This is a genomic window from Mycolicibacterium elephantis DSM 44368 (assembly GCF_004014805.1).
GTDB lineage: Bacteria > Actinomycetota > Actinomycetes > Mycobacteriales > Mycobacteriaceae > Mycobacterium > Mycobacterium elephantis.
The window spans coordinates 155,387-169,494 of record NZ_ATDN01000012.1; the positions used below are offsets into that span (position 1 = coordinate 155,387).

Here is a 14,108-nt window from a genome sequence, read left to right on the forward strand (position 1 = left end):
GCAGTCACCGCACAGGAGTACCCGGGCCGGCCAATCCCACTACGCTGATTGGCACGTGAACATGAAGGTCGCCATCAGCGGCGCGGGCGTGGCCGGCGCGGCGATCGCGCACTGGCTGCAGCGTGCGGGCCACACGCCGACGCTCATCGAGCAGGCACCGGCGTTTCGCACCGGCGGCTACATGATCGACTTCTGGGGGGTCGGCTACCGGGTCGCGTGCCGCATGGGTATCGAGCCGGCCATCCGAGACGCCGGTTATGAAGTGCAGTCGGTGCGCACCGTCGGCGCCGACGGCAAGACCAAGTCCGAGCTGCACGTCGACACCTTGGGCACGATCGTCGGCGACGACATGATCAGCCTGCCCCGCGGCGACCTCGCGGCAGCCATCTACGACACCATCGACGGCAAGGTCGACGCCCTCTTCGGCGACAGCATCGCCACGCTCGACGAGCATCCCGACGGGGTGCGGCTCACCTTCGAGCACGCCGAGCCGCAGGAGTTCGACCTCGTCATCGGCGCCGACGGACTGCACTCCAACGTGCGACGCCTGGTCTTCGGCCCCGAACAGGACTACGAGCACTACCTGGGCTGCAAGGTCGCCTCCTGCGTGGTCGACGGCTACCGTCCGCGCGACGAACTGGTCTACCTCACCTACAACGTCCCCGGTAAGCAGGTCGGCCGCTTCGCGCTGCGCGGGGACCGCACCCTGTTCCTGTTCGTCTGGCGCGACGAGCACGACAACGCCGGACTGTCCCCGAAGCAGCAGTTGCACAACCAGTTCGACGAGGCCGGCTGGGAATGCGCGCAGATCCTCGCTGCGGTGGACGGCGTCGACGACATCTATTTCGATGTGGTCAGCCAGATCCGGATGGACCGGTGGTCACAGGGCCGGGTGATGCTGATCGGCGACGCGGCGGGCTGCATCTCGCTGCTCGGCGGCGAAGGCACCGGGCTGGCGATCACCGAGGCCTACGTGCTCGCCGGAGAGTTGCAGCGCGCCGGCGGCGACCACCACCGCGCCTTCGCCGCCTACGAGGCCCAGCTGCGACCGTTCATCGACGACAAGCAGGCTGGCGCCAAACGGCTGATCGGCTTCTTCGCCACCAAGACCCGATTCGGCCTGTGGTTTCGCAACGTCGCCATCCGCAGCTTTGCCTTCCCGCCGCTGGCCAGGATGTTGGCCGGTAGCGTCGCCGACGATTTCGAGCTGCCCGACTACGCGATCTAGCGCGGCAACGCCGACAACCGACGCAGTACCGATAGGTTGTCGGCGAGTCGCCACCCCCGCGACCCCAGGACGAAAGATCGTGGAGACATGCGTGTTGACGGGCGGGAGATCACCGTTTCCGGCAGCCTGCTGCAACCCCTGACGCGACGCACCAACGACATCCTGCGGGTCGTGCTCTCCGGGCTGTTTCTGGCGATCGTCATCTTCAGCTCGCTGATCACCCGAAACGAGTGGGTGGCGCTGGAGCAGTCGATCTCTCAGATCGTCGGGGTGCTCACCCCCACCCAGGCCAACCTGGTGTACATCGGTTACGGCATCGCGTTGCTGGCGCTGCCGTTCGTGATCCTGGTCGGCCTGATCGTCTCGCGGCAGTGGAAACTGCTCGGCGCCTACGGGGCCGCCGCGGCCATCGCCGGGCTGGCGCTGTCGGTGAGCGGCGACGGCCTGGCCGCGCCGCGCTGGCACTTCGACCTGTCCGATCGCCTGGACTCGGTCACCTCACAGTTCGTCGACGACCCCCGCTGGATCGCGATGCTGGCCGCGGTGCTCACCGTTTCGGGGCCGTGGCTTCCGGCGCGCTGGCGGCGCTGGTGGTGGGGGCTGCTGCTGGCGTTCGTGCCGGTGCACCTGGTGATCAGCGCGATCGTGCCCGCCCGCTCGCTGTTCGGCCTCGCCGTCGGCTGGTTCGTCGGCGCGCTGGTCGTGCTCGTCGTCGGCACCCCCGGTCTCGAGGTGCCGCTGGACGGCGCCGTGCGCGCGATGGCGCGGCGCGGCTGCACCGTCGCCGCGCTGAGGGTGGTGCGGCCGGCGGGTGCGGGGCCGCTGTTGCTGCTCGCGACGTGTGAGGGCCAGCAGGACTCGGCGGTGATGGAACTGTACGGTCCGCACCAGCGCGGCGGCGGCGTGCTGGTGCAGCTGTGGAACAAGGTGCGGCTGCGCAACCGGGAGACCGCGCCCCTGCACGCTTCGATGCGTCGCCTCGTCGAGCACCGCGCGTTGATGGCCATCGCGATCGGGCAACTCGGCCTGGCCAACACCTCGACGATCAGCGTCGCCGCGCTCGACCGCGGCTGGACGCTGTATGCCCACACGCCCGCCCGCGGCACCCCCATCAACGAACACGAGATGCCCGTCGGCCGGGTGTGGGAGTCGTTACGCGAGCTGCACGACTGTCAGATCTCCCACGGTGATCTGCGCAGCAGTGAGATCACCGTCGACGAGGACCAGGTGCTGTTCGGCGGCTTCGACAAGGCCGAGTACGGCGCCACCGACGCCCAGCTGCGCTCCGACATCGCCCAGCTGCTGGTCACCACCACCGACCTGTACGACGCGCCCTCCGCCGTGCGCGCCGCCATCGACGCGTTCGGCAAGGACGCGGTGCTCACCGCCTCTCGTCGACTCACCAAAGCGGCTGTGCCACAACCCATTCGCCAGTCCGTCCGCGACGCGGGGACCGTCATCTCCGAAGCCCGCGACGAGGTCAAGCGCCAGACCCTCGTCGACGAGATCCGCAGCGAAACGGTCACCCGGTTCACCCGCAGCCAGATCATCCAGCTGGTGCTGCTGATCGCGCTGGTGTACGTGGCCTATCCGTTCCTGAGCTCGGTGCCGACGTTCGTCACCGAACTGCGCACCGCGAACTGGTGGTGGGCGCTGGTCGGGCTGGCGGCATCGGGGCTGACGTATATCGGTGCGGCGGCGTCGCTTTGGGCGTGCGCCGACGGGCTGGTCACCCTGCGCGGGCTGACCGTCATGCAGGTCGCCAACAAGTTCGCCGCGACCACCACCCCGGCGGGCGTCGGCGGCCTCGCGCTGTCCGCGCGCTACCTGCAGAAGGGCGGTGTCAGCCCGATGCGCGCCACCACCGCCGTCGCGCTGCAACAGTCGGTCCAGGTGATCACCCACATCGCGCTGCTGATCTTCTTCAGCACCGCGGCGGGGGTCTCGGCGGACCTCGGCCGCTTCGTCCCCGACATCGCGGTGCTGTATCTGGTGGCCGGGCTGGCGCTGGGCCTGATCGGCACCTTCCTGCTGGTGCCCAAGCTGCGCCGGTGGCTGGCCACCTCGGTGCGGCCGCGGCTGCAGGAGATGATCGGCCACCTCACCGAACTCGCCCGCGAACCCAAACGGCTCGCGATCATCGTGGCGGGCTGTGCGGCAACGACTCTCGGTAACGCGTTCGCGCTGTGGGCGGCGATCGAGGCGTTCGGCGGGGACACGTCGTTCATCACCGTCACCGTGGTGACGATGATCGGCGGGACGCTGGCGTCGGCCGCCCCCACGCCCGGCGGCGTCGGCGCCGTCGAGGCGGCGCTGATCGGCGGTCTGGCGGCGTTCGGCATGCCGGCGGCGGTCGCGGTGCCCTCGGTTCTGCTCTACCGCGTTCTCACGATCTGGCTGCCGGTGTTCGCGGGCTGGCAGGTGATGCGCTGGATGACCGAAAAAGGGCGAATTTAGCAGGTCGACGCGTCGGCGGGCCCAATACAACACCGCCCGATCGCGAGGTACTGTCGTCTCATCGTGTCGAGAAGACCTGCGCGATGAAACAACCAAAACCCAGGATCGGCAAGGGTGACGATGACAGATTCATCAGGCGCAATGACGGGGATCACCCCCCACGCGGAATCCAAATGGCTGTCGAGGTCGGCGGCGCAGACCCGCGGCTCCGACAAGAAGGAAGTCCAGTTCCACTACGACATCTCCAACGATTTCTTCCGGCTGTGGCAGGACCCGACCCAGACGTATAGCTGTGCCTACTTCGAGCGCGACGACATGACGCTCGAGCAAGCCCAGATGGCCAAGGTCGACCTCGCGCTCGGCAAGCTGGGCCTGCAGCCGGGAATGACGTTGCTGGACATCGGTTGCGGCTGGGGCTCCACGATCATGCGGGCCGTCGATCGCTACGACGTCAACGTGATCGGGCTGACGCTCTCGGAGAACCAGAAGCAGCACATCGAGGACCACTGGTTCGCGAACTCGAAAAGCAAGCGGCACATGGAGGTCCGGCTGCAGCCGTGGGAGGAGTTCGAGGGCCGCGTCGACCGGATCGTGTCGATCGGGGCGTTCGAGCACTTCGGCTTCAACAAGTACGACGACTACTTCAAGAAGACCTTCAGCTGGCTGCCCGACGACGGGGTGATGTTGCTACACACGATCATCATTCCCGAGGACGAGGAGATCAAAGCCAAGAAGCTGCCGCTGACGATGTCCAACGTGCGCTTCATCAAGTTCATCATGGACGAGATCTATCCCGGCGGCCGTCTGCCGCTGGGCTCGATGGTCAAGGACCATGCCGTCAGGGCCGGCTACACCGTCACGCGCGAGCAGCACCTGCAACCGCATTACGCCAGGACGCTGGACACCTGGGCGGCCAACCTGGAGGCCAAGAAGGACGAGGCGATCGCCGTCACCTCCGAAGAGGTGTACGAGCGGTTCCACAAGTACCTGACCGGCTGCGCGAACCTGTTCCGCGACGGCTACACCGACGTTTGCCAATACACGTGCGTGAAGGCGGGCGTTTAGCCGATTTAGGAAAATTGCGATATACAAAGTGCGTCAATTTCGCACCTCATAGCTGAAGGAGCCGAACGCTGATGTCGGAGAGCAGGTCGGGCTCGACGAAGGTTTCGACGGATATGCGGCCAGCATTCGAGGATGTTCAGGCCCATTACGACATATCCAACGAGTTCTTCGGGCTCTTCCAAGACCCGTCGCGCACCTACAGCAGCGCCTACTACCAGCGGGACGACATGACCCTGGAAGAGGCGCAGATGGCCAAGATCGACCTCGCGCTCGGCAAGCTCGAGTTGCAGCCCGGGATGACGCTGCTCGACGTCGGGTGCGGCTGGGGCTCGGTGATGAAGCGGGCGATCGAGAAGTACGACGTCAACGTCGTCGGTTTGACGTTGAGCAAGAACCAGTGCGCGTTCGCCAACGACATGCTGGGCGGCATCGACACCGCACGGTCCCGCAAGGTGCACCTGCAGGGCTGGGAGGAGTTCGAGGGCCGCGTCGACCGCGTCATCAGCATCGAGGCGTTCGAGGCGTGGCCCAAGTCGAAGTACAAGGCGTTCTTCGAGACCTGCTACCGCGTCATGCCCAGCGACGGCCGGATGCTGCTGCAGACCATCATGGGTCACCCGCTGAGGCGCTGGCCGGAGATGGGCATCCCGATCGTCATGAGCGACTTGAAGTTCATGCGGTTCATCGCCAAGGAGATCTTCCCCGGCGGCGCCGTGCCGTGCGACGAGGACGTCGTCGACTACTCGCGCGACGCCGGCTTCTCGCTCGCCCAGCTGGACAAGTTGACCCCACACTATGTGCGCACCCTGCGGACTTGGGCCGATGCCCTGGAGGCGCATCACGACGAGGCCGTCGCCGTGACGTCGGAGGAGGTCTACCAGCGCTACATGCGCTATCTGACCGGATGCGCGGACTTCTTCGAGCGCGGCATCTGCGAGGTCGGCCAGTTCACCCTCGTGAAGTAGCGATTTCGGTGCGCTTACGCGCGCTGAGCGCTGCTTACCGCACCGAAATCGCCCTAATTAGGGAGCGCCGAACACCAGCGCGACGTTGTAGCCGCCGAACCCGAACGAGGTGCTGACCGCGTAACGGTAGTCGCCGCGGCGCGGGCTGCCGGCGACGACGTCGAGGTTGATCTCGGGATCCGGTTCGGCGTAGTTGCGGGTGGCCGGAATGACGCCCTCGCTCAGGGTCTTCACGGTCAGCATGGCTTCCACCGCTCCGGCGGCGCCCAGCGAATGGCCCAACGCCGCCTTGGGCGCGTACACGGCCGGTTGGTGGGTGCCGAGCGCGCGATGAATGGCGCGCGCCTCGGCGAGGTCGCCGATGGGGATGCCGCACGCGTGGGCGTTGATGTGGTCGATGTCGGTGGGGCTGAGCCCGGCCACCTCGATCGCGCGGCTGATGGCGTCGCCCGCGTGCTCGCCGGACGGGTCGATATCGATGGCGTCGTAGCCGTCGGACGTCATCGCCGCGCCCATCAACCGGGCGAGAACACGTGCCCCGCGGGCCTTGGCGTGCTCCGCTCTCTCGAGGAGCAGCAGCGCGCCGCCTTCGGCCAGCACCATGCCGTCGCGGTTCTTGTCGAACGGGCGACACGCGCCGGCCGGGTCGGCGTTGTGCGTCGACATGATGCCCTGCTGCAGGAACGCCGCGATCGGGACCGCCTCGACCTCGGTCTCCACCCCACCGCAGATGGCGACGTCGGCGTCACCGAACACGATGTGTCGCCAGGCCTGGGCGATGGCCGCCGACCCTGAGGCGTCGGCCATCACCGGCGACAGGATTCCCGCCTTCGCCTGATGGTCCAGCCCGAGTGCGGCCGCTGCCGCGTTGGGCATGTACATCTGCACGGCCAGAGGCGAAACCGCGCGCAGCCCTTTCTGTTTCCACGCGTCGTACTGGGCGGGGATCTCCTCCGTCGAACCCAGCGCGAGCCCGACCGAGACCATCAGCCGTCGGGTGTCGACCTCGGGGGAGCCGGCGGTCTCCCACAACCGGCGCCCGAGCAAGGTGGACATCTTCTGCATGAACGCCATTCGGCGCTTCTCGACCCGGTTGAGCTGCTCGTCGAAGTCTTCGCGGAGCTGTCCGCCGATCTTGACCGGTGATTCGTATTCGCCGACAAACCACTTGTCCAGTGCGCGGATACCGCTTTCACCCTGCAGCAGTTGCTGCCATGTCTGTTCGGTGTCGGGCGCCAACGACGTCGTGGCCGTTACCGCGGTGACCACGACCTCAGGGAACCGATCGCCCGTGCTCAGCGTCGTCATACCCGGTGCTCCTCCATGCCACCCATTACATTAGGGCCTGATGCTGCGGAGGCGATGGTTTGGTATTTGAACGCAACGTTTTGGGCGAAGTGCTAGAGCCGTGCGGCACCGACCCGCTCACCGGTTTCTACCGTGACGGTTGCTGTTCGACCGGGCCGGAGGACATCGGCAGACACACCATCTGTGCTGTCGTGACGGCGGAGTTCCTGGCCCACCAGCGCGGCATCGGCAACGACCTGTCGACGCCGCGGCCCGAGTTCCGTTTTCCGGGGTTGAAACCCGGTGACCGTTGGTGTGTCACGGCGGTGAATTGGCTGCGGGCGTATCACGACGGCGTGGCCGCGCCGGTGGTGCTCGCGTGCACGCACGAACGCACGCTCGAGGTGGTCCCGTTGGAGGCGCTGAGCGAGCACGCCGTGGATGTGCCCGACGATCCCGGGGACCTGTGACGCTCCCTTCCGCCGCGACGCCGGTTCGTCGTAGCGTGGGCGCATGACAGACGTATCACCCGCGGTCACGATCGGCCATCCGCCGCAGGCCCTGCTGCGGACCGTCAACCCGATCCTGCGGTTCGCGTTGCGCACACCGCTGGTCGGGCCGCTGCGCAGACGCTTCATGGTGCTGAACTTCACCGGACGCAAGACCGGCCGGAAGTTCTCGATCCCGGTGAGCGCACATCGAATTGACGGCGAGCTCTACGCGATCGCGAACGCGGGCTGGAAGCACAACTTCCGCGACGGCGCCGAGGCGCAGGTGGTGTACGACGGCAAGACCACCCCGATGCGTGGTGAACTCATCACGGACCCGGCAAGCGTCGGCGAGCTCGCTCACCGGGGCGCGCAGTCCTACGGTGTCAAACGCGCGCAGACCATGATGGGGCTGAAGTTCCGCGAGCCGCGGATGCCGACCGTGGAAGAGTTCACCGAGGCGGCCGCACGGGAGAAGATCGCCGCGATCCGTTTCACCCCGTCGGGATAGTTGCTCATCGTTGCGCTGACCGGCCCCGGGTTTGGCCGTACGGTAGGCGCATGACTGAAAAGCAGCCCGCGGTCACCCTCTCGCACCCGCCGGAGCGCCTGCTGCGCATGGCCAACCCGACGGTGAAAGCCCTGATGCTCACTCCGCTGATGGGTTCGCTGCGCAAGCAGTTGATGCTGCTGGTCGTGACCGGACGCAAGAGCGGGCGCAAGTACTCGTTTCCGTTGAGCGCCCACCAGATTGACGGTGTGTACTACGCGCTGACGAGCGCGCCGTGGAAGAACAACTTCCGCGACGGTGCCGACGCCATCCTGCGGCACGCCGGGTCGACGAGGCGGGTGCACGGTGAGCTGATCACCGACCCCGCCGCGGTCGCCGAGATCTCCCGGCGCTGCGCGGAGTCCTACGGACCCAAGCGGGCGCAGATGATGATGGGCCTGAAGTTCCGCGACCAGCGCCGGATTCCGACGGTCGAGGAGTTCGCGGAGGCGGTGTCCCGGGTGGGCTTCGCGGCCATCCGCCTGACGCCGACGAGGTGATGTCCCGCGCCGCCGCCTGACTTGCATTCAAGTGGTTGGTTCGATGACCTAACCACCCGGCGTCCGCGTTTGCTGCTGTGACCTGCGTTCACCATCTGGCTGGGCGGCGCGTTCGGGCGGGGACGGCCGCGCCCGGCTCGCTCGAAAAGTTCAGGTTTGAATTTTCTCATTTCTGGTACACCGTGACCGAATAGTGATGTGATGGAGATCACGCCTTGATGAATTCATCTGGCGCCCGATCCGCCTGAAGGGGAAGCGATGGACCCGAGGTTGAGTCCCGCTTGGATCGGTGCGCTGGTCGTGCCCATGGCGGTCATGATGACCATCGCGTACTTCGTGGAGCGGGGCAAACGCCGGCGGGATCGCGCGGATGGTGTGCTGCTGTCCTTCGACGATCTGCGGTTGACGCGAACGCATCTGATCGTCGGATCTGGCCCGGATGCCCCACGATTTGCGCTCACGGGGCTCAGCGCCACCGCCGCCACCACCGGCGGGGACGCTGACGAGGTCCAGGTCATCATCGAGAACGCGGGCTGCGACATCCGCCGGCGGCTCCCGTACTCATACGGCGCCAGCGGCGACGCGCAGATGTTCGCCATCAAGTTCAACCTGCTCGCCGGCCACTCCTACGCGGAGGCCCGCAACCTGCGCGACGGCGCGAAGGTTCGGCACACGCGTCACCACGCCGCCTGACATCGCGCTCACCCGCGCATGATCGCGGCGAGTTCGCGGTGATCCAGCCACGGCTGTTCGAGGGGCCGGTGGACGTTCTTCTCGACGAGCGTCGGGTAGCGCGCGAGATCGGTGAATCGGACCTCGCCGGAAAGGAATCCGATCATCGCGCCGGCCCGCCCGCCCGATCGCAGTTGCTCTGAGAGGAATTCGATGCAGCGGGCGGTCAGGATCGTCGCCTGGATCCGGTCGAACGGCGAGGGATTGCCACCTTCCTGGACATGTCCCAAGATCTCGGCCCGGGCGTCGAACAGGTCCCCGCCTTCCTTCTCGAACAGGGAGGTGATGAAATCCGTTGCGTACACGGGATCGGAACCTTCGCCCCGGACGATCAGGCCGACCCTCTTGCCTGCTCGGAAACCCTCGGCGAGGGCATGGACGTCGGCGGTGAGGCTGCCGAGCGTGATGCCCTCCTCGGGCAGGTAGATGCGTTCGGCGCCGGTGGCCAACCCGGACACCAGCGCGAGGTAGCCGCAGTCGCGGCCCATCACCTCGACCACGAAGACGCGTCGGGTGGCGACCGCGGAGCGCCGTATCTTGTCCACGTCGGTGACGATGCTGTTGAGCGCCGTGTCGCTGCCGATGCTCAATTCGGTTGCGGGGACGTCGTTGTTGATGGTCATCGGCAGGCACACGATCGGGATGTCGAGCGCGGAGTACTGCTGCCGGTGTCGATCGAGTTCGTGCGCGGCCCGGTAGCCGTCCCAGCCGCCGGCCACCAAGAGCCCGTTGATGCGGTGTGCGGCAACCTGTTCGGCGATCCGGGCGACGGCGTCGGGGCCGGGCACGTAGCGGTTGGTGCCGATCTCGGCGCCACCCTCGGACACCCAGCCGCTGATGTCCATCCAGCCCATCTCCTGGATGTCGCCGTCGCGCAGCCCGCGGAATCCGTTGTTGACCGCGAGAACGGTGTAGCCCTGGTCCAGCCCGAGCCGGATGGCGGCGCGCACCGCGGCGTTCATCCCGGGTGCCGGTCCGCCGCCGTGGACCACCGCGATCCGGAAGCGTCGCTCGGCAGGGAGCGGACTCGGCGCGGCCTGCTGGATGGTCTGCAGGATCCGGTAGGCCTCGCGAAAACCCCTGCCGCGCAACTTCAGTACGCCGTCGTAGTCGCGCTTCTTCATGCGTTCGGCGACCTCTTGGGTTTGCTCCACGCATTCCATCAGCGGCAAGATGACGACACGGTTCCCCCGCAGCCCGATCAGTTGGGCAGGCGCGTGCGGTTCGTCGGCGAGGAGCCGCTCCACCGCGCGATGGCCGAGCTGGGTACCGAGGTAGCGGTCGAAAGCGCTTGGCGCGCCGCCGCGCTGGACGTGTCCGAGGACGGTGACCCTGACATCCTCGCCGAGGTCGTCCTGCAACAGAGTTCTGACCTGTTCGGAGGTGATTCGGTTGCCGTCACGGTCATGGGCGCCCTCGGCGACGACGACCACGCCGTGTCGGCGGCCGATTTCCCGGCCCGCCCTGATGAGGCGAGACATCTCCTGAGGCCAGTCGCTGTGCGGCGGTTGCTCGGGGATGAGAACATAGCTGGCCGCGGTGGCAAGCGATGACATCAGCGCGAGGTAGCCGCAGTTGCGGCCCATCACCTCCACCACGAACGTGCGCTGGTGGCTGGCCGCGGTGCTTTGCAGGGCATCGAGCGCATCGGTGATCCGGTGCAGCGCCGTGTCGGCGCCGATCGTCATGTCGGTGCCCCACATGTCGTTGTCGATCGAGCCGACCAGGCCGACGAGGCGCAGAAACGGGTGCGCGTCGGCCAGATCCTGTGAGATCGCCCCGCCTGCAACCAATTCGGCGAGCAGCCCGGCCCACTCCTGGCGGAACATGTTGGCACCGGCCAGGCTGCCGTCGCCACCGATCACGACGAGCGCGTCGATGCCGTGCGCGACCATGTTGCGCGCGGCCGCCAGACGGCCCTCGCGGGTGCGGAACTCGTCGGAGCGCGCGGTTCCGATGACCGTGCCGCCGCGGTGCAAAATCCCGTCGACGTCCGCGGGTTGCATGCGCCGGATCAGGTCGCCGCCGGTGACCAGGCCGTGGTAGCCCTCGTGGACGGCGTACACGTCGATGCCGCGGTGCGCGGCGGTGAGGACGACCGCGCGCACCGCCGCGTTCATGCCCGAGGCGTCGCCGCCGCTGGTCAGGACGGCGATGCTCGATGGTGCGGAACTGACTTCCGACATGTTCAGCGGCCTCCGTCCCCGTTCGCGAATCCACATACCGTCTTAGCGGTAGACAGCACGGCGGTCGAGACGAGGGTGGCTACTGGTCGAGCAGCCGCAGCGGGTGCAGCCCGTCGACGGCGCCGACGAACGGCGGGTGGATGCTGTAGCCGATCATGCGCCGGATGTCGTCGGAGACGGTTCGGGCGATGTCGCGCGAGATCGACAGCGTGAAGGCCTCCATCGGCCGCAGCCACGGCTGGCAGTACTGGGCGGTGACGGCGAGCCGGGCGTCGGCGCTGCTGTTGGCGCCTCCGCCGTGCCAGAGCGTGCCGACGAAGAAGACGCAGGAGCCGGCGGGCATGACGACCGGGAACGAGGGATCGTCCGGCTCGGGGCGACGGCGGCCCCAGCGGTGGCTGCCCGGGTAGAGCACGGTGGCGCCGTTGTCGGCGGTGAAGTCGTCGATCGCCCAGATGGTCGCGGCGGCCAGGGGCTCCCGGGGCCGCGGGATCGGATAGAAGCCGTCGTCGTGGTGGGCCAGCTGGGCGGACTCCCCCGGCTGGATGTTGATGGCCTGCAGCGCCGAGAGCAGGTAGTTGTCCATGAGGATGCGGTCCAGTACGGCCAGCACCCGCGGATGATCGACGAGGCGGTCGCAGAGCCGGGTGCGGCTCAGCAGGCTGTAGACGCGCTGGGTGTGCCGTCCCTCGAACGCGTTGCGCCCGGGATGCACGAGCCAGGGTTCAACGGTCTCCTTGATCTGGCGGCACTCGTCGGCGCTGAGCAGGTTCTCCCAGATGATGTAGCCGTCGCGGTCGATGTCGGCCATGTCGGCCTCGACGATCGCCGGGTCCACCGAGGCGCCGCTGCTGGGTGTCCACTTGTACCGCCCCGCGAGGTCGCCGCGAAGGTCCTCCAGCGTGGTGACGGGCTCGTCGTCGATGCTCATCGCAGCTCCCCTGCGTTCGGTCGGCCTATGCAAGACACTGGACCTTGCTGGGGCACCGGTCAAGGACCGGGACCACAACCGGCGGGCTCGCGCCCCCGGTGTCAGCGCGATCGCGGGGCGAAGTTGCCGTGGAACCCCTGCGGGATGTGGTGGCGCAGGTTGGCGGAGGCGATCGGGCCTGCTGCGATGTCGGCGGCGTCGAGGATCACCAGGCGTGACGTGTGGGTCCGCGCTTGGTATTCCACCGAGAGCACCCACCCGTCGTCCTCCGCGGCGGCGTCGGGTTTGGCGACGAATATCGGCTCGCAGAAGCTGTTTCCCGCCTCGGGCGTGGTGTAGGTCGCCGCGGAGGAGTCGCTCAGGTCGAGTCTGGTGATCGAGTCGTAGAACGAGACGAGATGCTGGCGCGTGTTGAGGTAGGCGTAGCGGTGTTTGCGGCCCTCGAAGGCGTCGTTGTGGCGGGGGAACTCACAGGGGAGGTCGGAGAGCGCCTCGGCGAGGACGCGCCCCGACGGCGTGATGCGGTATCTCATGAACGTCGAGGGCGCGTCATCAAGGGGTGCTACGTGGAATCTGTTGAGCCGCTCCAGGAGTCGCCCGTCGTCGTAGGTGATCGCGTCGATGACGGTGTCGCCGCCGTCGTCGTAGGCGTTGCTGAGGTGGAACATCAGGACGGCGTCGTATTCGACGGTACGGATGTTTCCGCCGTCGCGCGGAACCAGGATGAACACGCTGCCCCGGTCGGGTCGGTACCGCATGGCGTCGCCCATCGGCTTGAGCCCCAACACGATCGGTAGGGCCTGCGGGATGATCGGCGATACCACGAACACCAGATGGCTCTCCGTCAGCGCGAAGTCGTGCACCATGGCGACATAGGGCAGTCGAGCCGAGCGGAAGTGCGTCAGCCGGCCCGTCGAATCGGTGCGATAGATCCGCAGATGCGGTCGCGGGATGAACTCGACGCCGAAGTTGAACATCTCGCCGGTACGCGGACAGAAGCACGGATGCGCCGAATACGAACCCACCCAGCGCAACTCACCGCCGAAGCGGCGGACGCCGAGGGTTTCCAGTGTCTCAGGGTCGATCTCGTGCGGCGGGCCGCCTTCCCACAGCGCGTACAGCCGGCCGGCGTGTTCAACGACGTTGGTATTGGCCAGGTTCGGTGGAAGACGGCCGATGTTGGCCTTGACGCCTCCGGGCGCGGCGGTGCCCATGTGGTTCAGCCCGGTTTTACCTAGATAGTGGTTGGTCCGCACGTACCTGTTCTTGTAGTGGACCGAACCGTCGACGACGGTGAACGCCGAAAGCATGCCGTCGCCGTCGAACAGATGGTGAAGCGGCCGACCGCTGTGGTCCTGCCAGCGGCCGGGTCCGTTGCGGTACAAGGTCCCGTGCAGGTCTGGCGGAATGGTTCCGTCGATGTCGTCGACGCGGTAGTCGTATTCGTCCAGCTGCGGCTCGCTGACCCCGAGGCTTCGGAAGTCGGCGTCGTTGAGGGTGTTGAGCTGCGTCGTCAGCTGGTCTCGCTCGCTGACCGGAAGTGTCGCGAGGTAGCGATGGAGTTCGGGGAGGTCGGGCCGATCGGACGCCGTACCGGTCTGCGTCGGGGTTTGGATCACCGGGCCCTCCTGGGATCAACTGAGACTAATTGGCAATTTAGTCTCAGTTTGGGTCGGGCCGCAATGGAGCTGAGGTAGAAAGAGTCGGTGGCCAGGACTC

The 14,108-nt window shown here is 67.1% G+C and carries 12 protein-coding genes; 8 read left to right on the forward strand and 4 right to left on the reverse strand.

Annotation, left to right across the window (positions count from 1 at the left end):
- The first annotated feature begins 61 nt into the window (after positions 1 to 61).
- The 4 genes from MELE44368_RS10310 (at position 62) to MELE44368_RS10325 (ending at position 5,715) form a co-directional block, all read left to right on the forward strand.
- Positions 62 to 1,228, forward strand: a complete 1,167-nt coding sequence (locus MELE44368_RS10310) for an FAD-binding domain (RefSeq protein ID WP_128108467.1) — start codon at positions 62 to 64, stop codon at positions 1,226 to 1,228.
- Positions 1,229 to 1,315: 87 nt separating this feature from the next.
- Entirely contained in the window at positions 1,316 to 3,685 is a 2,370-nt protein-coding gene (locus MELE44368_RS10315) for a lysylphosphatidylglycerol synthase transmembrane domain-containing protein (protein ID WP_128108378.1), read from the forward strand.
- 120 nt (positions 3,686 to 3,805) lie between these two features.
- Complete coding sequence (locus tag MELE44368_RS10320; RefSeq protein WP_276050560.1) at positions 3,806 to 4,750, forward strand: cyclopropane mycolic acid synthase family methyltransferase; 945 nt, start codon at positions 3,806 to 3,808, stop codon at positions 4,748 to 4,750.
- Positions 4,751 to 4,821: 71 nt separating this feature from the next.
- Entirely contained in the window at positions 4,822 to 5,715 is an 894-nt protein-coding gene (locus MELE44368_RS10325; RefSeq protein WP_164890080.1) for a cyclopropane mycolic acid synthase family methyltransferase, read from the forward strand.
- 57 nt (positions 5,716 to 5,772) lie between these two features.
- On the opposite strand, the gene MELE44368_RS10330 is transcribed toward MELE44368_RS10325, so the two are convergent.
- Positions 5,773 to 7,023 (reverse strand): KasA/KasB family beta-ketoacyl-ACP synthase, encoded by a 1,251-nt coding sequence (locus MELE44368_RS10330; protein WP_128108380.1) that lies wholly within the window; start codon positions 7,021 to 7,023, stop codon positions 5,773 to 5,775.
- Between the two features lie 59 nt (positions 7,024 to 7,082).
- Between MELE44368_RS10330 and MELE44368_RS10335 the strand changes: the two genes are divergently transcribed.
- The 4 genes from MELE44368_RS10335 (at position 7,083) to MELE44368_RS10350 (ending at position 9,233) form a co-directional block, all read left to right on the forward strand.
- On the forward strand, positions 7,083 to 7,472 hold the full coding sequence (locus MELE44368_RS10335; protein ID WP_128108381.1) for a DUF2237 family protein: 390 nt from the start codon (positions 7,083 to 7,085) through the stop codon (positions 7,470 to 7,472).
- Between the two features lie 43 nt (positions 7,473 to 7,515).
- Complete coding sequence (locus tag MELE44368_RS10340) at positions 7,516 to 8,001, forward strand: hypothetical protein (protein ID WP_128108382.1); 486 nt, start codon at positions 7,516 to 7,518, stop codon at positions 7,999 to 8,001.
- Between the two features lie 50 nt (positions 8,002 to 8,051).
- Positions 8,052 to 8,540 (forward strand): hypothetical protein, encoded by a 489-nt coding sequence (locus tag MELE44368_RS10345; RefSeq protein ID WP_128108383.1) that lies wholly within the window; start codon positions 8,052 to 8,054, stop codon positions 8,538 to 8,540.
- 258 nt (positions 8,541 to 8,798) lie between these two features.
- Positions 8,799 to 9,233 carry a hypothetical protein gene (locus tag MELE44368_RS10350; RefSeq protein ID WP_128108384.1) on the forward strand — a complete coding sequence of 145 codons (435 nt, stop codon included), beginning with the start codon at positions 8,799 to 8,801 and terminating at the stop codon, positions 9,231 to 9,233.
- 8 nt (positions 9,234 to 9,241) lie between these two features.
- On the opposite strand, the gene MELE44368_RS10355 is transcribed toward MELE44368_RS10350, so the two are convergent.
- From MELE44368_RS10355 to MELE44368_RS10365, 3 genes are all read right to left on the reverse strand, one after another.
- A complete protein-coding gene (locus tag MELE44368_RS10355) occupies positions 9,242 to 11,458 on the reverse strand; it encodes a 6-phosphofructokinase (protein WP_128108385.1) in 2,217 nt (738 codons plus the stop codon).
- 79 nt (positions 11,459 to 11,537) lie between these two features.
- Positions 11,538 to 12,389, reverse strand: coding sequence for a phytanoyl-CoA dioxygenase family protein (locus MELE44368_RS10360; protein ID WP_128108386.1), 852 nt, complete (start codon positions 12,387 to 12,389; stop codon positions 11,538 to 11,540).
- Positions 12,390 to 12,490: 101 nt separating this feature from the next.
- The gene (locus MELE44368_RS10365) at positions 12,491 to 14,008 is read right to left on the reverse strand and encodes a carotenoid oxygenase family protein (RefSeq protein ID WP_128108387.1); all 1,518 of its coding nucleotides are present in this window, start codon (positions 14,006 to 14,008) and stop codon (positions 12,491 to 12,493) included.
- Between the last annotated feature and the right edge of the window lie 100 nt (positions 14,009 to 14,108).